This is a genomic window from Marinobacter sp. (assembly GCF_041690455.1).
In the GTDB taxonomy this organism is placed as follows: domain Bacteria; phylum Pseudomonadota; class Gammaproteobacteria; order Pseudomonadales; family Oleiphilaceae; genus Marinobacter.
The window spans coordinates 1-17,524 of record NZ_JAWLHI010000051.1 but is presented as its reverse complement, the minus strand read 5'-3'; the positions used below and the strand labels follow the sequence as shown (position 1 = coordinate 17,524).

The 17,524-nt window shown below is 59.2% G+C and carries 17 protein-coding genes; 10 read left to right on the top strand and 7 right to left on the bottom strand.

All coding sequences use genetic code 11. From position 1 onward, the window contains the following. The first annotated feature begins 43 nt into the window (after nt 1–43). From ACESMW_RS13140 to ACESMW_RS13115, 6 genes are all read left to right on the top strand, one after another. A complete protein-coding gene (locus tag ACESMW_RS13140) occupies nt 44–295 on the top strand; it encodes a type II toxin-antitoxin system Phd/YefM family antitoxin (protein WP_343814792.1) in 252 nt (83 codons plus the stop codon). Beyond that, nucleotides 285–572, top strand: a complete 288-nt coding sequence (locus ACESMW_RS13135; RefSeq protein WP_372987473.1) for a type II toxin-antitoxin system RelE family toxin — start codon at nt 285–287, stop codon at nt 570–572. Before ACESMW_RS13140 ends, ACESMW_RS13135 begins: the two co-directional genes overlap by 11 nt. An 82-nt stretch (nt 573–654) precedes the next feature. Continuing rightward, on the top strand, nt 655–1,434 hold the full coding sequence (locus tag ACESMW_RS13130) for a (Fe-S)-binding protein (RefSeq protein WP_372987472.1): 780 nt from the start codon (nt 655–657) through the stop codon (nt 1,432–1,434). Further along, nucleotides 1,431–2,870, top strand: coding sequence for a LutB/LldF family L-lactate oxidation iron-sulfur protein (locus ACESMW_RS13125; protein ID WP_372987471.1), 1,440 nt, complete (start codon nt 1,431–1,433; stop codon nt 2,868–2,870). The genes ACESMW_RS13130 and ACESMW_RS13125 overlap by 4 nt, the downstream gene beginning before the upstream one ends. Beyond that, nucleotides 2,867–3,520: a lactate utilization protein C gene (locus tag ACESMW_RS13120; protein ID WP_372987470.1), complete on the top strand. Its 654-nt coding sequence runs from the start codon at nt 2,867–2,869 to the stop codon at nt 3,518–3,520. The genes ACESMW_RS13125 and ACESMW_RS13120 overlap by 4 nt, the downstream gene beginning before the upstream one ends. After that, complete coding sequence (locus ACESMW_RS13115; protein WP_372987469.1) at nt 3,517–4,470, top strand: DMT family transporter; 954 nt, start codon at nt 3,517–3,519, stop codon at nt 4,468–4,470. The genes ACESMW_RS13120 and ACESMW_RS13115 overlap by 4 nt, the downstream gene beginning before the upstream one ends. Nucleotides 4,471–4,482: 12 nt before the next feature. On the opposite strand, the gene gloA is transcribed toward ACESMW_RS13115, so the two are convergent. Further along, nucleotides 4,483–5,031: a lactoylglutathione lyase gene (gloA, locus tag ACESMW_RS13110; RefSeq protein WP_343811527.1), complete on the bottom strand. Its 549-nt coding sequence runs from the start codon at nt 5,029–5,031 to the stop codon at nt 4,483–4,485. A gap of 116 nt (nt 5,032–5,147) precedes the next feature. On the opposite strand from gloA, the gene ACESMW_RS13105 reads away from it, so the two are divergent. From ACESMW_RS13105 to ACESMW_RS13095, 3 genes are all read left to right on the top strand, one after another. Next, complete coding sequence (locus tag ACESMW_RS13105) at nt 5,148–6,206, top strand: YbhN family protein (RefSeq protein ID WP_372987468.1); 1,059 nt, start codon at nt 5,148–5,150, stop codon at nt 6,204–6,206. Then, nucleotides 6,203–8,464 carry a glycosyltransferase gene (locus ACESMW_RS13100; RefSeq protein WP_372987467.1) on the top strand — a complete coding sequence of 754 codons (2,262 nt, stop codon included), beginning with the start codon at nt 6,203–6,205 and terminating at the stop codon, nt 8,462–8,464. Before ACESMW_RS13105 ends, ACESMW_RS13100 begins: the two co-directional genes overlap by 4 nt. A 280-nt stretch (nt 8,465–8,744) precedes the next feature. After that, nucleotides 8,745–9,692, top strand: coding sequence for a YbgA family protein (locus ACESMW_RS13095; protein ID WP_372987466.1), 948 nt, complete (start codon nt 8,745–8,747; stop codon nt 9,690–9,692). A gap of 61 nt (nt 9,693–9,753) precedes the next feature. On the opposite strand, the gene ACESMW_RS13090 is transcribed toward ACESMW_RS13095, so the two are convergent. From ACESMW_RS13090 to ACESMW_RS13080, 3 genes are all read right to left on the bottom strand, one after another. After that, nucleotides 9,754–10,485, bottom strand: coding sequence for a YdiY family protein (locus ACESMW_RS13090; protein WP_372987465.1), 732 nt, complete (start codon nt 10,483–10,485; stop codon nt 9,754–9,756). Nucleotides 10,486–10,507: 22 nt separating this feature from the next. Continuing rightward, entirely contained in the window at nt 10,508–11,527 is a 1,020-nt protein-coding gene (locus ACESMW_RS13085; protein WP_372987464.1) for a rhodanese-related sulfurtransferase, read from the bottom strand. Between the two features lie 256 nt (nt 11,528–11,783). Beyond that, a complete protein-coding gene (locus ACESMW_RS13080) occupies nt 11,784–12,512 on the bottom strand; it encodes a DsbA family protein (RefSeq protein ID WP_372987463.1) in 729 nt (242 codons plus the stop codon). Nucleotides 12,513–12,639: 127 nt separating this feature from the next. On the opposite strand from ACESMW_RS13080, the gene ACESMW_RS13075 reads away from it, so the two are divergent. Then, nucleotides 12,640–13,605, top strand: a complete 966-nt coding sequence (locus ACESMW_RS13075; RefSeq protein ID WP_372987462.1) for an NAD(P)H-dependent flavin oxidoreductase — start codon at nt 12,640–12,642, stop codon at nt 13,603–13,605. Between the two features lie 28 nt (nt 13,606–13,633). Here ACESMW_RS13075 and ACESMW_RS13070 read toward each other — a convergent pair whose 3' ends face one another. The 3 genes from ACESMW_RS13070 to ACESMW_RS13060 all read right to left on the bottom strand — a co-directional run. Next, nucleotides 13,634–15,136, bottom strand: coding sequence for a DUF5666 domain-containing protein (locus ACESMW_RS13070; RefSeq protein WP_372987461.1), 1,503 nt, complete (start codon nt 15,134–15,136; stop codon nt 13,634–13,636). Then, nucleotides 15,133–15,984: a DUF6502 family protein gene (locus ACESMW_RS13065; protein ID WP_372987460.1), complete on the bottom strand. Its 852-nt coding sequence runs from the start codon at nt 15,982–15,984 to the stop codon at nt 15,133–15,135. The genes ACESMW_RS13070 and ACESMW_RS13065 overlap by 4 nt, the downstream gene beginning before the upstream one ends. 76 nt (nt 15,985–16,060) lie before the next feature. Further along, nucleotides 16,061–17,524, bottom strand: a 1,464-nt coding sequence (locus tag ACESMW_RS13060; RefSeq protein ID WP_372987459.1) for a DUF5666 domain-containing protein, incomplete at its 5' end; no start/stop codon positions are given.

Here is a 17,524-nt window from a genome sequence, read left to right as displayed (position 1 = left end):
GTCTAAAATGAGATCTTATTTTGATGCACATTTGAGGTCTTTTATGCGCAAAGTACTTGCCGATTGCTCAGCCAGCATTTCCGAACTGAAGCGCAACCCTACAGCCCTGTTGGCGGAATCTGATGGAGCTCCTATCGCTATCCTTAACCACAACAAGCCCGCAGCGTATTTGGTTCCAGCGGAAACCTACGAGTGGATAATGGAAATGATCGACGACCAGGAGCTAAGCCAAATCGTCGAGAAGCGCCGCCAAGACAAACACAAGGCTGTCAGCGTCAATCTGGATGACTTATAAACTTAAATTTCTGCCAGTTGCACTGAAGGAGTGGAGAAAACTTCCGCCACCAATAAAGCAACAATTCAAGAATAAACTGTCTGAACGGCTTGAGAATCCCCACGTACTTTCGGCCCGTCTCCGCGGCTACCAGAGCGTCTATAAGATCAAACTCCGTAATGCCGGCTACCGCCTCGCCTACGAGGTGGTTGATGACGAATTGATTGTTTATGTCCTCGCTATTGGCAAACGCGAGAAATCAAAGGTCTATCAAAAACTATCCAACAGAAGCCGCTGAGCCTAAAGTCGTTTGGCATCCACCGCTCCCCCACCCTATTATTGTTGGATAACAACAATCCCATACCCGGAGCGGGGCGTTAATGTCTGATCCCATCAAGGTTTATCCTTCCAAACCTCAGAAGGTCTATTACTTCGGCACCTGTCTGGTGGACATGTTCTATCCGGATGCGGGTATTGCCGGGGTGGAACTGCTGGAACGGGAGGGCATCGAGGTGATCTTCCCCCAGGGCCAGACCTGCTGTGGTCAGCCTGCCTACACCTCCGGCTACCACGATGAGGCCCGCTCGGTGGCGCAAGCCCAGCTGGACCTTTTCCCGGAGAACTGGCCGATTGTGGTGCCCTCTGGCTCATGCGGCGGCATGATGCGCAAGCATTACACCGCGCTTTTCAAGGACACGCCTCAGGCCACCCAGGCCGCCGAAATCGCCGGGCGGGTCTGGGAGCTGACGGATTTCCTCCTGAATGTCTGCCACATCAAGCTGGAAGATCTGGGTAAGCCGGTGACGGTTGCCATGCACACGTCCTGCTCGGCCCGCCGGGAGATGGGGGTGGCCGAGGTCGGCCCTGCCCTGCTTGGCCAGCTGAAGAACGTCAATCTGGTGGAACAGATCCGTCCGGAAGAATGCTGTGGCTTTGGCGGCACCTTTGCGGTTCGTCACCCGGAGATTTCCGCTGCCATGGTCAGTGAGAAGGTGGACACCCTGGTGGATGCCGGCACCAAAGAATTTGTCACCACCGACTGCGGCTGCCTGATGAACATCGACGGCTATGCCGAGAAGAATGGCAAGCCCCTCCAGGGCCAGCACATACTCAGTTTCCTGTGGGAGCGAACCCGCGGAAACCAGGGAGGCCAGTCATGAGCGAGACCACTGCCCACAGCCATCCTCACGTCGATGTGAAGGAATTCCACCCCAGGGCACACGCGGCCATCCATAACCCGAAGATCCGCCAGAATTTCCGCAAGGCGATGGACGGGCTGATGGCCAAACGCACGGCAGCGTTCGAGGGCTGGGACCTGGAAACCCTGCGGGATCTCGGCGCCAACATCCGCATGAAGGCCCTGTCCAACCTGCCGGACCTGCTGGAGCAACTGGAACAGAAGCTCACCGAAAACGGAATCAAGGTGCACTGGGCGGTGGACGGTGACGAGGCCTGCCGCATCGTCCGCGATATCTGCGTAGCCCGGGACGCCAAGACCGTGATCAAGGGCAAGTCCATGGTCTCCGAAGAGATGGAGCTGAACCATTACCTCCAGGACCGGGGTATCGAGGCGCTGGAATCGGATCTGGGCGAGTACATCGTCCAGCTCGCCGATGAAACGCCCTCCCACATCATCATGCCGGCGATCCACAAGAACACCGGAGAAATCTCCGAGCTGATGCACGAGAAGACTGGTACCGATCTTTCCAACGATGTGGAGTACCTGACCGCCTCCGCCCGCCAGCAGCTGCGGGAGAAGTTCATGAACGCGGATGTGGGCGTCTCCGGCGTCAACTTCGCAGTGGCAGAGACCGGGACCCTGTGCCTGGTGGAGAATGAGGGCAACGGCCGCATGACCACCACGGTGCCGCCCTGCCACATTGCGGTCACCGGCATCGAGAAGGTGGTGCCGAGCCTGGAGGATGTCTCCGCCCTGCTGGCGCTGCTGACTCGCTCCGCCACCGGCCAGCACATCACCACCTACTTCAACATGATCTCGAGCCCTCGCAAGGGCGAAGAGCTGGACGGGCCCGAGGAAGTCCATGTGGTGCTGGTGGATAACGGCCGGTCGTCCATCTACCAGGATGACGAACTGCTGGACACCCTGCGTTGCATCCGCTGCGGTGCCTGCATGAACCATTGCCCGGTCTATACCCGCATCGGTGGCCACACCTATGGCACCACCTACCCCGGCCCCATCGGCAAGATCCTGATGCCGCACCTGATCGGCCTGGACGAAGGCCGGCATCTGCCTACCGCTTCCAGCCTGTGCGGCGCCTGTGGCGAGGTTTGCCCGGTCAGGATTCCGATTCCGGACCTGCTGGTCCGCCTGCGCCAGGAGTCGGTGGACGGCGACCGGCTCCACCCGGCCAAAGTCCGGGGTCACGGCGCCAAGCGCAGCACCGGCGAGGCGCTGATTTGGAAAGGCTGGGCCTGGATGCATTCCAGCCCTGGCATCTACCGGCTGGGCACCGGGGTCGCAGCCAGATTCCGGGCCCTGCAGCCCTCGAAAGCGGGCGTCTGGACCGATTTCCGTACCGCACCGAAGCTTGCACCGAAAACCCTGCACCAGCGGATGAAGGAGCGTGGCCAGTGAGTTCCCGAAACATTATTCTCCAGCGCCTGCGCAACCGCACCGGTGGAGAACTGACCGCCCCGGAATGCGATTTCTCGGTGCTGAAGCGCCCGGACTGGAGCACCGCCGAACGGATCGAATTGTTCGAGAAGATGATCGAATCGGTCCACGGCGAGGTACACCACTGCACCGCTGACACCTGGATCGAGCGGCTGGCCGAGGTTCTGAACACCCGAGGTGCCCGCAACCTGATGATCCCGAAAGAGCACGCCATCGGGCAGGCGATCAAGGCTTCCGACCGCACCGACCTGCCGGAACTGCTGCTGTACGATGAGCCCATCGAAAGCTGGAGGCCCTACCTGTTCAATGAGGTGGATGCCAGCATCACCTCCACCCGGGGCGGCATCGCCGAAACCGGCTCGCTGATCCTGTGGCCGACACCGGACGAACCGCGCCTGATGAGCCTGGTGCCGCCGGTGCATATTGCCGTGCTGAACGCCTCGGAAATCTACACCACGTTCCACGAAGCCATGCTTGCCCAGGACTGGGCCTCTGGCATGCCGACCAATGCGCTGTTAATCTCTGGGCCTTCCAAAACCGCGGATATCGAGCAGACCCTGGCCTACGGTGTCCACGGCCCCAAAGAGCTGATTGTACTGGTTATAGAATGATCCAAGGCGCACTGTTGATCGCCCTGGCGGCCTTGCTGTGGGCGACCACAGGCATCGTCGCCAAATTCCTGTTTACCGGCACCGGGCTGGAACCCATCACCCTGGGCTTTCTTCGCCTGGTGGTGGCGTTGCCGTTTTTCTGGCTGCTGATGCGACGGGAGCAACGCCAGCTCAGGCGGGGCCACCCCGATGAGCGGGTACCCGGGAGCTCCCTGCGACACCTGGGGCTCAAGGCTCTATTGCCCCTGGCAGCACTCGGCCTGTTCCAGGCGTTCTACCAGGGCAGCTACCTGCTGGCCGTGGACCTCACCGGCGCCGGCATCGCCACCCTGATTTCGCTGTGCCTGCCGCCGGTGTTGGTGGCACTCGCCGCCGCGCCCCTGCTCGGTGAGAAACCGGGGTTGCTCACCATCCTCTCGCTGATTGCCGCCATTATCGGCACCGCCATGCTGGTGCTGAGCGATATGGACACCAGCGGCACCCTGCGCCTGGCCGGCATCCTGATGGCCCTGCTGGCTGCGGTTGTCTACACCGGCTTCACCCTGACCAGCCGGTACAACTCGGCGGGTACACCGGTGTTCACGACGGCCTTTATCTGTTTCTTCACCGCGGCGCTGATTCTGTTGCCAGTGGTCGCTGCCACCGGCGGCTTTGCCGGCCTGGATACCCTGGCATTCAAGCACTGGCTGATGGTGACCTACATCGGTGTGGTGCCGACCTGTATCGGTTACGTGAGCTTTTTCACCGGCATGAAAACCACGCCCGCGACGCTTTCAAGCATCATCGTGACGCTGGAACCGCTGTTCGTGGCCTTGCTGGCCTGGGTCTTCCTGGGAGAGGTGCTGGGGCCGATTGGCATTACCGGCGCCCTGATCCTGACGGCGGCGGTGATCGTCGCCTCCAGGTTTGGCGGGAAACCCGCCGCCGGACAGGCGTCCGACGGCGGTTAATCATAAGGACGTTCAGTCGTCCTTTTGCTGCTTGGCGAGCATGTCCGGCTGCAGGATTTCGATCCAGTAACCGTCCGGATCCTTGATGAAGGCCAGGCCTTTCATCTTGCCGTCGTCCGGCTTCTTCACAAACTCCACGCCCAGTTTTTCAAAACGATCCGACGCGGCATACACATCCGGCACCGCAATGCCGATATGGCCGAAGCCCTGGGGCTCGTCGTTGCCGTTGTGGTAGGCGAAATCGTTGTCGTCTTCGGTGCCCCAGTTGTGGGTCAGTTCCAGCATCGCCTCACGGCCGAAGGTGTAGGTGGTGCGGTGGGCGTCGTCGTTCGGGACGAACTGGGCCGAGCGATCATCCAGGTACCCCAGGAAGTACAGGGTGAATTTCATCTCCGGGAAATCCAGCTTGCGGATCAGGTGCATACCCAGAACGCGGGTGTAAAAGTCCATTGAGCGCTCGGGTTCCTTGATGCGCATCATGGTCTGGTTGAAGACATAGCCTTCTGTCTCAGGAACGGGCGCGTCGTACAGGCCGGGGGCCTCTTCGAAATGCTTGGGCATGATCATTTCCCTTTTGGTTCAGAGCATTCAAACTATATACCTGTGTGCGTTTCAACCGGATTTCAAGGGGCGGTGCTTCCCATGTAAACTGCCCGTCTCACTCTGACGGGCAGCCCATGACAGACTCAACGGACATCGATTACGAGAGCGGGACCTCCTGGCGAAGACTCGGTTTCTTCAGCCTGATCTTTGTCGCCCTGACCGCTGCCGGGCTTTATACGGTCTATCATCAGTTTGCCGACCGCAGCATTACCTTCGACACCCGGCTGATCGCACCTGAGAACCTGCTGGCCTTCGGCGCCCTGCTGCTGGTGTATTTCCTGTCTGACGGGCTCAGGCTCTACTACACGTTACGAGCCCTGGACCACAAACTGCCGTTCCGGATCATGTTCAAGCTGGTGTTTATCAACCTGTTTTTCTCGAACGTGACACCTATGGCCACCGGCGGTGGTTTTGCGCAGATCTGGTACCTCACCCGCCACGGCGTTCCCGTGGGGCGGGCTACTGCCGCGACCACCATTCGCACCGTACTGGCAGTGATCTTCATCTTTTCGCTGACCCCGGTTTTTCTGTTCACACTGAAAGCCCTGGAAAATCACACCATCTCCGGGGAGATCGGAACCGCCCTGGTAGTATTTATCACCCTTTACCTGGGCTTCTTTATCGTCCTGCTGTTCCGGACCCGGTGGCTTATCCTGCCCCTGAGCAAGCTCATCAGCCTGCTCAGGCGGGCGCACCTGATCGGCGCCCGTCGCCACGACCGCTGGCAGTTCAAGTGCCGCCGGGAGATGCTGAGGTTCTCCTTCAGCTTCAACGATTACATCGAGGGGCGGCCGCTGTTCGTGCTGCTGTCGATATTCTTCACCGCCACCTTCCTGCTGAGCCTGTTCAGCTTTCCGGCCCTGCTGATCCACAGCCTGGGCTACGAGGTGGATTACCTGGTGACGCTCGGGCTGCTGGTGGTGACCACCTTCATCATGTATTTCTCACCCACCCCCGGCGCCTCGGGCATCTCTGAGGGGGTGTTTGGCAGTTTCTTTCGGGATATCCTCTCCGGTAATCACCTGGTACTGGTCACCGTGGGCTGGCGCTTCCTGACCATTTACCTGGGCATGATTGTCGGGCTGATAGTGCTCCAGAGGGAAATCACCAAAGACCGCAGGAGATCCGGATGATCTTCCGAAACCCGCTCAAGCTGTTGTTCTACCTTTGCCTGCTGATCGTCATCCTGCTGGTGGGGTATAAGTCCTACCTGAACCTGTTCATGCAGGATTTCAACAGCCTCCACAGCACCCAGGTGGAGCGTATCCACGAGCGGGTCAAACGCGGTGAGGCGGTCAACTTCGCCGTGGTTGGCAATATCAACAACTCCATCGGTATTTTCGAGGAACGCATTGTTCCGGAGCTGAACAGCTCCGGGCTGGATTTCATGGTATCCGCGGGCAATGCCGTCAGTGGTGGTGGCGAGGACAAGTATCGGGCCCTGTACGGCACCCTGAACCATCTGCAGATTCCCTACCTGCTGACCTTCGGTGCCCACGAATTCGACAACTTCGGCAGCTTTCGCTTCTACGACCATTTCGGCCCGCATTTCTACAGTATCCGCACCGGCAACGCCCGGCTGATCTTCCTGGACAGCACCGGTAAGACCCCCTGGCGCTGGCAGATCCGCTGGCTCAGCGACCTGCTCACCCAGGATACCAGCAACGCCCGCATCCTGTTCATAGGCCATCCACCACTGGAGCCGGAGCAGAACCCGCTGTTCGACCAGGAAGACGACTACCTGCAGCCACCGGAATTCCGGGAAGCACTGCTTGAGCTGATCGACAGCCAGGGCATCGATATGGTGTTCTCCTCGAACCTCTCCGTCTTTGCCGAGCAGGAAAGAGATGGAACACAGTTCATCACCACCGGTGGGGCCGGCGGCTTGGTACTCAACAACGAGAGCAGTTTTTATCACTACGTGGAAGTCAGTGTGACCCCGGATGGTGACGTCTCCCACAACCTGCAGCGACTGGAAGTCGGGCAGCATCCGGTGTGGAGTACCCTGGAAAGTTTCTGGTTCTTTATCTACTCACTGTTCTACACCGGCTACCTGAACTTCATCCTGATCGTCGCGGTGTTTGCAGCCATTGCCATCAAGCTCTACCAGATCATCTTCGTCGGCAAGGACTACTACCCGGACTACGACCTGGATCCGGCCCCCTGGCTCGAGAACCCCCTGCGGGTGGCGATGTTCACAAACAACTACCTGCCCTTTATCGGTGGCGTGCCCATCTCCATCGACCGGTTACGGCGCGGGCTGGAGAACCTGGGGGACCACTCGCTCATTGTTGCGCCCGGCTACAAGGACCAGCCGGAGCAGGAAGAGTCTGTGGTGCGGGTACCTTCCATGCTCACCATGGGCAAGAACCGGGAGTTCCGGCTGGCCAACATCTTCCAGCCCAGGATCCGGGCGCAGGTAAAGGCGTTCCGGCCTGACATCATCCACGTACACCACCCTTTCTGGCTCGGCAGTCTGGGCCTGTTCATCGCACGCACCCTCAAGGTTCCTGCGATCTACACCTACCACACGCGACTCGAGCACTACGCCCACTTCGTACCGCTGCCGGGCATGCTGTTCCGGAACCTGATCTCCCATGCCCTGATCAAACACTTCGCCAACAAGTGCGACGGCGTCATCGTGCCCACCTACTCCACGGAAGAATACCTGCGCATGATCGGGGTAAAAACCCCCACCTTCGTGCAGCCCACAGGCATCGAATACCAGAAATTCCAGGAAGTGAACCCGGAAGACGTGGTCGAGCTGCGCAAGGAACTCGGGATCACCGACGAGATAATCTTCGTCAGCGTCTCGCGCCTGTCCAACGAGAAAAACATCGACTTCATGATCGAGGCCATTGAGGCCCTGCGCAAACAGACCGACTTACCCTTCCGCTTCCTGATGATCGGCGACGGCCACCAGAAAGACCGGCTCCAGAAGAAAATCGAATCCCTCGGCCTGCAGCAGCACTTCACACTCGTCGGCGCGGTACCACCTGATGAAATGGCCCTGTGGTACCACCTGGGCGACGCCTTCCTGTTCGCCTCCAAATCGGAAACCCAGGGCATGGTCATCCTCGAAGCCATGGCCGCGGGCCTTCCGGTTGTTGCGGTACGTTCCAGCGGCATCGACGATGTGGTGCGGCACGGATTCAACGGCTTCAAGACGCCGGAAAAGCAGGACCAGTGGGTTGCCAAAGTGAAGGAACTGTTGGAGAACGACGAACTGCGCGAGACCCTCTCCGGTAACGCCCTGGAGTTTGCGGCCGATTTCTCGGTGGAACAATTCGCCAAAGACGTCCGCAACATTTACGCAAGCACTCTAGCGCTAGTGGATAAAAAACGTCACCAGCACCCGATCAGCGGACTGCCAAGGTCTGGGGAGGGCTAGCGGGGCAGGGGTTCCAGAATCGTGCGGAGCCATGGGTGGAGCGCGAAAGCGCTTCACGGGCAGGCCATGGACGGCCTGCCCAGGACCCTCACTGCGACGCAGGAGCATTTAGCAGTGAGGGGCGGAGCCGAGCGTACAGGGACGTATTCACAGCGTATTCTGGAACCCCTGCCCCGCTAGTCCGACCTGCTACGAAATTGAGAGAGTTTCGAGACAGAGCTGATCGAGCTAGACTGAAATCACGTATTACAAGTGACGTTTTAACAACCGGAGACAACACGTGAGCGGCATCCCCGTCGGAATCAGCGCCTGCCTGCTGGGCAAGGAAGTCCGCCATGACGGCGGCCACAAGCACTCCCGCTACTGCACCCAGGTCCTGGCAAAACATTTTGAATTCCGGTCCATCTGCCCCGAACTGGAGGCCGGCCTCGGCGTCCCACGCCCGGCCATCCACTTGCGGGAGTACCCCGATGGCATCCGCCTGATCGACACCAAAGGCACGGCCGATCACACCGATGAGATGAGTTCCTTCATCGAGCAAATCATGCCCACCCTCGCCGACCTCCGCGGTTACATCCTCATGGCCAAGTCCCCGAGCTGCGGCATGGAACGCATCAAGGTCCACAACGAGGAAGGCCGGGTGACTCGCCGCGACGGCCGAGGCCTGTTTGCCGAAGCCCTGATGCGCGCCTACCCGCTGATGCCGGTGGAGGAAGAAGGCCGGCTGAACGATGACATGCTCCGGGAGAACTTCATCGAACGGGTCTTCGCCTACGATGACTGGATGCAGAATGTGGGCGGCGACAACCTCTCCGCCCAGGCTCTGATCGAATTCCACACCCGTCACAAGTTCCAGCTGCTGGCGCACTCGGAGAAAATCTACCGCCAGCTCGGCCCGCTGCTCAGTGACCTGAAATCCCAACCGCTGGAAAACATCGCAGACAAATACATCCACCTGTTCATGGAAGCCATGAGCCAGAAAGTCAGCCGCGGCTCCCACATGAACGCGATGATGCACCTGCTGGGCTACCTCAAGGACTCCATGCATGCGGAGGACAAGAAGGTGTTGCTAGAGCAGATGGAAGCCTACCGCCGGGGTGAAGTGCCACTGGTGGTTCCCATGACCCTGCTGCGCATGGCCCAGCGCCGGGAGCCGGTGGATTATCTGCATGTGCAGAAGTATTTGACGCCGTATCCGGATGAGTTGGGGTTGCGGAATAACGTCTGAAGCTTGAAAGAGGGGTCAGAAGAAGGCTTGCTTCTGACCCCGCGGACTCCGGCAGGTCACGTCAAAATCCATACAACAGGGACAGCGATGTCTCCGTGTCAGTCTCCTTCGCCCCCTCCGGCGGCTCAGACACATGCTTGACCCGGAACGCCACCTTCATCGACAGATTCCCCACCACAGTCGACTGCAACGAGGTTTCCGATTCGCTGACGGCGTTGTTGTCATCCAGGCCAATCTCGGTACTCAGCTTCTGACGAAACAGCGAGTTCTCGGACAGGGCATAATCGAAATGCCCCGCCAGCCGGGCGATGGCTTCTTCCTCGGCATTCTGGCCGTCGGCATTCGGCTCGTTCAGCCGGTTGTAGCGATAACCAGCACCGGCCGAGAGGTCCAGGAAGGAGCGCTCCCCGGCTTCCCAGACGCGGTGGCCGTAACCGGTGGTGGCGGTGGCTTCGAAGTCGTACCCGGAGAAGCGGTCATCTTCATAGGAGCCCCGAAGGAACCAGTACTGACGCTCGGCGAACTTGTAGTCGGTCTGGCCTGTTGCCTTGTACTGCTCGGTTGTGGTTTCACCCTCGGCTTCGGAGTACTTCGAGCTGAGTTCGCCGGTGTTGCGCCATTTCTCGATTTCATGGATCAGGGCCAGCCGGCCGTTGACATTGGCTTCCTCGGAATTACCCGAGGTCACCAGCACGCCCAGCTCGGCCTCGCCTTCCCAGTCCGAGGCATCCTGTGCCTGCACGAACGTCGCAAACGCCGTGAGCGTTACTGCCACTGCGTGTCTGAACCCCATGAAACCTCCTGCTGGTTGAATATCAGGCGCCCGCGGTTTTACGAACCTTCTCTCCTTGCAGACTCTTTCTTGCCTGAGCCTCGCGTTCTGCTTTCTTGCGGGCCTTGCGCTCGGCAATGATGCGGGCCGCTTCGCCGCCGACATGCACCTCGCCGCGTTCCTCGGCCAGACGCATCTGCCGCTCGCGCTCCTTGAACCGGGCCTTCTGCTCTTCGGTCAGGGAGTCGATGCACTGGTGGCAGCTCACGCCCTGCTCGTACTCGGGGCGCTGTTTGTCTTCCTCGGTAATCGGGCGACGGCAGGCGTGGCACTGATCATACTCGCCGCGCTCGAGCCGGTGATTCACCGTTACCCGGTCATCAAAGACAAAGCATTCCCCGTGCCAGAGGCTCTGTTCTTCGGGTACGTCTTCCAGGTACTTCAGGATGCCGCCCTTGAGGTGGTAGACCTCATCGAAGCCCTGTTCCTTCAGGTACGCGGTGGATTTCTCGCAGCGGATACCACCGGTGCAGAACATCGCGACCTTCTTGTGCTTTGAAGGATCCAGGTTTTCCTTCACGTACTCGGGGAACTCACGAAAGGTGTCGGTGGACGGATTGACGGCGTTCTTGAAAGTGCCAATCTCCACTTCGTACTGGTTGCGGGTGTCGATCAGCAGCACTTCCGGATCGGAGATCAGGTCGTTCCACTCTTTCGGATCCACGTAGGTGCCGACCACGCGTTTCGGGTCGATGCCTTCGACGCCCATGGTGACGATCTCTTTCTTGAGCTTCACTTTGGTGCGTTTGAATGGCTGGATGTCGACAAAGGATTCTTTGTAGTCGATGCCGTCGAAGCGTTCGTCGCTGGCGATCCAGGCTTTGACCGCATCGATGCCTTCGCGGCTGCCGGCGATGGTGCCGTTGATGCCTTCACGCGCCAGCAGCAGGGTGCCGTGGACGTCTTTTTCCAGCATCAGGTTCAGCAGGGGCTGGCGTAGGTCTTTGTAATCGTTCAGGACTGCGAACTTGTAGAGTGCGCAGACTACAACTTCATTGCTCATGGTTTTCTCCTGCGGGCCGGATCGTAAATCCGGAGCATGGGTTTTAATTCAATCGCGGGTTTCGCGAGGGCGCAAAGTTTAACCAACTGAGAGTACTTCGCAAGTCAGGGGTGGCCGCAGAATTGAGTTAGCCGCCCCGCCATTGGGCGCTGGGGGCCTGCCAAAATACGCTGTGGATACGTCCCTGTACGCTCGGCTCCGCCATCCATGGCTCCGCACGATTTTGGCAGGCCCCCAGCGCCCAATGGCTCACTAGTTAGTCAGCCTGCTGGCTCAGTTCACGCTCTACTACTGCCGACAGCTGGCCCCAACCGGGACGCGTCAGCTGGATGTTATCCACGTAAACAGTGGGCGTACCCATCACCCGCAGTTGGGTAGCCGCCTGTCGGCTCTGTTCCACGTCCTCGCGATGCAGTTCGGATTCCATGCAGTTCTGGAAACGGCGCTCGTTCAGGCCAAGGTCACCGGCGTAACGGGTGAATGTGGCTACCGGGTCGTTGGAGCCGCTCCACTCGGTCTGGCTGCCGTAGAGCCGGTCGTGCATTTGCCAGTACGCGTCCTGGTCTCCGGCGCAGCGGGCGGCGAGGGCTGCGGGCATGGCGTTCTGGTGCTGTTGCAGAGGCAGGTCGAAGTAGACGAAGCGGACTTTGCCGGTTTCGACGTATTCCTGTTTCAGGCGCTGGGTTGCCTCCGAGAATCGGCCGCAGGCCGGGCACTGGTAGTCGGCGAATTCGCGGACGACGACGGGGGCGTTTTCGTCACCGACCGAGACGCCGTACTGGTCCAGCTGTGCCGGGAATGGTTTTGCATCAGGCGCAGCTACGGGCAAGGTGTCGGAGGTGGGTTCTGGCCCCGAGGTCAGTAAGTACAGGCCGACGATGACAGCGATGGCAACGACTGCGGCGATGCCGATGATGAGACCACGATTGCCGGATTTGCGAGGGGATGGTGTTCCGGTGTGCTTGCGGCGTTTTGCTTCACCCATGGCTGGGCTCCCTTTTGATTTTTTGAGTGTTCCGATCCGATGGGCCATCCGTCGTTTGCACGGAGGCCGAGGCACGCTAAGATCCTTTATATCCTACAAAAGTTCCGATAAAAATTAAGGAAATGCCATGCCGTTGCCCTCTTCGCTTGCCGATTCCCTGTCACTGCCCCTTGTGGCAGCCCCCATGTTTCTCATTTCCGGCCCGGAAATGGCGCTTGCCTGCTGCAAGGAGGGCATCGTGGGAAGTTTTCCGGCACTGAACCAGCGCACCAGCGAGGGTTTCGAGCAGTGGCTGGTGCAGATGCATGAGGAGCTGGATCGGTTCCGGACGGAAAATCCGGACGCCACGGTGGCCCCCTGGGCGGTGAATCTGATTGTCCATCGCAGCAATCCGCGCTGGCAGGCGGACCTGGAGTTGTGCGTGAAGCACAAGGTACCCATGGTGATCACTTCCCTGGGTGCCGCGAGCCAGGTGGTGGATGCGGTGCACAGTTACGGCGGGCTGGTGTTCCATGATGTCACCAACCAGAAGCACGCCCGTAAGGCAACCGAGGCTGGGGTGGACGGCATTATTGCGGTAGCGGGCGGGGCCGGTGGCCATGCGGGAACTATCAATCCATTCGTGCTGGTCCATGAAATCCGGGAGGTGTTTGACGGTACCATCCTGCTGGCCGGTGGCTTGTCCCATGGTGAGGATATTCTGGCGGCACAGGCACTGGGTGCGGACCTGGCCTATGTGGGCACACGGTTTATCAATACAACCGAGTCGCAGGCGGAAGATGCCTACCGGAACATGATCATCGAGGCGGTGTCGGCCGACATCATCCATACCCCGGCCGTCTCCGGCGTGCCCGCCAGCTTCATGCGCCAAAGCCTGGAGGCAGCGGGATATGATATGGACAAACTGAACCAGGCCGGCGATATCAATTACGGCGAGAAGCTGAAGCCGGTGGATGATGAGGCGAAGGCCTGGAAAACCGTTTGGTCCGCCGGCCAGGGGGTGAGCCAGATCCACGACGTGCTGAGTGTGTCAGACCTCGTGGACCGGCTTAAGAAGGAATACCGGGAGGCTCGCTCCCGGGTTTGTGGCTGACAGTCAGGAGAGTGACTCGACGACGAAATTAATCGTCGTCGTCCTCATCCAGTTCAATTTCCTGGATCTCGAATCGAGCGCCGTTGAATTGATATTCGACTTCAACAACCGGCTGCTGACCTGAATCAACCAACGCCTGCAGTTCGGATTTGGATATATCGTCGAATTCGGTGTCCGTAGTGGTGAACACATCAAGACCGAGAACCCGGATCCGATCATCGACCATTTCCGTTATGCGACCGGTCAACTCGTACTCGCCGTCGGCAGCATCATCTCCGCGCTCAATGACCAGTGCTTCCAGATATCCACTACCATCGTTGTCAAACCGGTCAACGCCTTCAACCTTCAACTCCAATGACGTCTGCAAATCCCCGAGGGTAAGCCTGGTTTCGTCATCGTCGTCAGTAATGATGGTAAGCGGCGAAACCTGCACCAGCACTCCACCGATTCGCAACTGACTTGAGGAATAATCGATCTCGGACGTTCTGGCGGCTTCAACTTCCGAGTCCGCCTCTCGTAACTCGATTTCCTCTGCGGTGATGGTGCCATCACTCTCAAAATCACCCTCGACCTGGACCAACAGCCCCGGAACCAATTGCTCGGGACCGGAGAGTGCATCATCGAACTCTGTCTCCGGGGTCACACGGACGGTCAGGCCGTTAATAGTAAAGGTCTCATTCGAGCTGTTGTAGGCAGAAGACACAGGTCCTACAAACTCGATATCACCTTCATCATCCAGGGTGTAACGACGGAAATCGTCGCGCTCAATTTCGTTGGACTGAAGTACACCTCCAACGAGGTTGCCTTCGACTTCAACCGAGACACCAACCGCCAGATCTTCACGAACCAGGCCTGTGAACTCCGCCCCGCCATAGAAGATTACCTGCGATCCGATATTGAACGTCTCGTCCGAAGTGTTGATCGAGGAAATATCACCCTCGAGTTCCACTTCGTTGAAGTCATCAAAATCATCAAGATTCGAGCTCGATCTGAGCCCAAGGTACGAAGCACGGAACTCACCATTCGGAAGCCTCCACCCGGATATCCGGACGAAATCTCCATTTGCCAGATCCACTACTGCCTTGCCTTTGATAACCGTCTGACCATCGATATGGACGGTCCTGCCGAGGATTTCGATGACGGCGGTTTTGGTGATGATATCCCACGGCTGGATAATCAGGATTTCGCCACGAAGGGTATCGTCATAGGTGAGCCCCGAGGCCTCTCCGGTACCGTCGGTGAACCACTCTCCTTGCACCTCGAGTACCATGCCCGTCTGCAAACGGGACTCAGCGGCTAAACCGTCATCGCCACCCACCGATCCTCCAAGAGAGTCGGTATCAAATTTAACCCCATTAACAAACACACTCCCGAACCCGGACACCGGGCCGACGCTCGATCCGGTTCCCCGGATACCCCCATCCGCCACGTCCAGGCTCGTGCCCGCGCCTCCGCCGCAGGCGGAGAGGATTCCCAGTGCCAGGGTGCTGGCAGTCAGTCCGATTGATTGATAGAGCAATTTCCGTTTCATTCGTCTCTCCCTGCCTGCACAGGATCCTCAAAGTAAAAGATGCTCACACCGGTGCGCACCGGCTCGCCGGTGTGGTTGCCAGTGCCGTTGCCCGTAATTCCCCGGTCGTGGGGCCCTAGCCACTTGTCGAGCTGTTCAAGCAGGGCCTGGGACTGGGCAGCGGCATGGACGCGCCAGCGGTCCATGATTTCCGGAGGAATGTTGTCGTAGGTCAGTGTCCGTTGGAACAGGGGCTGCTGGCCTGATTCGCTACTTACAAGGTTATAGTCGATAGTTGCGATAAGGTCAGATACATCTTCCCCGAAGATCTGGAGCATTTCCTCGCTGTCACCCGCCGGCACATAGGCCCGCTGCTTGAGCTCGATCAGCCCCGAGTCACTGTCCACGGACGCCACGCCCACCCGGACCAGCTCGTCCAACACCGCCCGGGGCGGGACATCGCCGCTGTATTGCTTGACCAGTTCACTGAAACTCAGCAAGCCTTCGAACGGCAGCAAGGCCGGCCCGCCATCGCGGGCCTGGAAGGCCTCGTCATGCACCCAACCGGAGACCACCCGGGAAGCGCGGTTGGCATGGGTGGTGGTCTCCCGGACCGGGTTCTCCCCGGCAAGGATCTCGCGCTGGCGTTTGACTTCCTTGCGGGTCAGGCCGGTCATCACTGCTGCCCGGGAATCGGTGGGTTTCCGGCGGCCGCCGGAAAAATCTTCCAGGGCGGCTTCCACATAGGCTCGTTTTACCAACTCCGCGAACTCTCCGAAAGGAATGCCATTACGCAACAGCAATCTGGCAAGAGGGCGCAGAATACGGAACAGTGCCTGGTGCAACGGATTGGTCGGGGTCTTTTTCATGTTTGGGATTGTATTCCCATAGGAACGCTGAACACCAGCGAGGGCGCCCCTGAAGAGCGCCCTGCTGAATCAGGCATCAATTATCGTCGCTGTCATCATCGGAATCCGAATCTTCGACCTCGATTTCGTCGATGACGTATTCACCGCCGGCGTTCCTGGAGTAGTCGACTTCGACATGGTCCCCTACCGAGATACCGGAGGTGGTGCCCAGGAGCTCGAGACCGAGGACGGTGATGCGATCACTGGAGACGGCTGTCACACGACCTTCCAGCTCGAACCCGTCGTCATCGTCGTCCTCACGCTCGATCTTGAGGGCAACGAGGCCACCGCCCAGGTCCGAGGTCTGGATACCCTCGACCTCCAGGTAATCGCCGACATTCAGGCTTTCGATATCCTGGATCCGGCTGACGGTACTGTCATCGTCGTCGTCCCGGTCGTCATCATCGATCAGTGTGTTTGCTGTAATGAACACCTGAACACCGCTTACCACCAACGTTTCGCCGTCACCACCGAGGGATTCGATAACACCGTCCAGCTCGGCCTCACCCTCGCGGGGCTCTATTTCGTCGGCCACGATCACGCCACCGCGGTACTCGCCTTCAACTTTTACCAGCAGACCGTCGCCCAGATCGGATTCCCGGAGGCCGTCGTCGAATTCAGTATCGTTGTCGACCTGGATGGTGAAACCGTTGAGCTGGAACTGGCGGGTGCCGGCGTCATAACTGCCTGCAATGGCGCCGGAGATTTCCACGTCATCGTCGTCATCGAACAGGTCATCTTCATCGTCGATTTCCCGGGCGATCAGCGTGCCGTCTTGGATGTAGCCTTCAACTTCAACTGCCATGCCATTGGCCAGCTCGGATTCGTCGAGATCATCGTCGAATACGGCACTGCTGTAATCCACGGGGTAGCCGTTGACGGTGAAGGTCTGCGCCACATCATCGAGATTGGCGACCATACCTTCGATTTCCACTTCGTTGTCATCATCGAAATCGGTACCGATAGCACGGGCGCCCACAAAGCTTGCCCGGAAGCTGCCATCATCCAGGCGCCAGCCGCTCACCCGCACGCGCCAGTTTGCCGCGGAATCTCGCAGCTCGACCGGGGTGGCGCCTTTGAAGACGGTCTGATCATCCACCCGGATGGTCTGGCCGGCGACGATCAGCTCACCGGTGGTCTCGATTTCGTCCCAGGTCGCGGAGGTCAGCGGGCCACGGAGGGTGTCGTCGTAATCGATCCGGCGGGCCTCGCCCTCACCGGAATCATCCCAGTTGCCGTCGACTTTCAGGATCATGCCCTTTTCCAGCTGGGTCTCACGCTCGATGCCGTCATCGCTGGAAACACTGCCATCGGTCTGGAATCGGGTACCGTTGACGTAGACGCTGCCAAAACCGGTGACCGGGCCAACGCTGGTGCCGTCAGAGGTGGTGCTTACTGTGTCGGTGGAAGTACCGCTGGAGCCGCCTCCGCACGCGGCGAGTGAACCGGCCAGGGCGCCGGTGAGGACAAGCTTTACTGCCAGAGTCAGGGGATTGCGTTT

Excerpts from the sequence above, each read along its gene's own strand:
- ACESMW_RS13105 (WP_372987468.1), top strand. The coding sequence starts at position 5,148 with ATGACAGACTCAACGGACATCGATTACGAGAGCGGGACCTCCTGGCGA.
- ACESMW_RS13115 (WP_372987469.1), top strand. The coding sequence starts at position 3,517 with ATGATCCAAGGCGCACTGTTGATCGCCCTGGCGGCCTTGCTGTGGGCG.
- ACESMW_RS13070 (WP_372987461.1), bottom strand. The coding sequence starts at position 15,136 with ATGAAACGGAAATTGCTCTATCAATCAATCGGACTGACTGCCAGCACC.
- ACESMW_RS13135 (WP_372987473.1), top strand. The coding sequence starts at position 285 with ATGACTTATAAACTTAAATTTCTGCCAGTTGCACTGAAGGAGTGGAGA.
- ACESMW_RS13090 (WP_372987465.1), bottom strand. The coding sequence starts at position 10,485 with ATGGGGTTCAGACACGCAGTGGCAGTAACGCTCACGGCGTTTGCGACG.
- ACESMW_RS13140 (WP_343814792.1), top strand. The coding sequence starts at position 44 with ATGCGCAAAGTACTTGCCGATTGCTCAGCCAGCATTTCCGAACTGAAG.
- ACESMW_RS13085 (WP_372987464.1), bottom strand. The coding sequence starts at position 11,527 with ATGAGCAATGAAGTTGTAGTCTGCGCACTCTACAAGTTCGCAGTCCTG.
- ACESMW_RS13100 (WP_372987467.1), top strand. The coding sequence starts at position 6,203 with ATGATCTTCCGAAACCCGCTCAAGCTGTTGTTCTACCTTTGCCTGCTG.
- gloA (WP_343811527.1), bottom strand. The coding sequence starts at position 5,031 with ATGCCCAAGCATTTCGAAGAGGCCCCCGGCCTGTACGACGCGCCCGTT.
- ACESMW_RS13065 (WP_372987460.1), bottom strand. The coding sequence starts at position 15,984 with ATGAAAAAGACCCCGACCAATCCGTTGCACCAGGCACTGTTCCGTATT.
- ACESMW_RS13125 (WP_372987471.1), top strand. The coding sequence starts at position 1,431 with ATGAGCGAGACCACTGCCCACAGCCATCCTCACGTCGATGTGAAGGAA.
- ACESMW_RS13080 (WP_372987463.1), bottom strand. The coding sequence starts at position 12,512 with ATGGGTGAAGCAAAACGCCGCAAGCACACCGGAACACCATCCCCTCGC.
- ACESMW_RS13130 (WP_372987472.1), top strand. The coding sequence starts at position 655 with ATGTCTGATCCCATCAAGGTTTATCCTTCCAAACCTCAGAAGGTCTAT.
- ACESMW_RS13075 (WP_372987462.1), top strand. The coding sequence starts at position 12,640 with ATGCCGTTGCCCTCTTCGCTTGCCGATTCCCTGTCACTGCCCCTTGTG.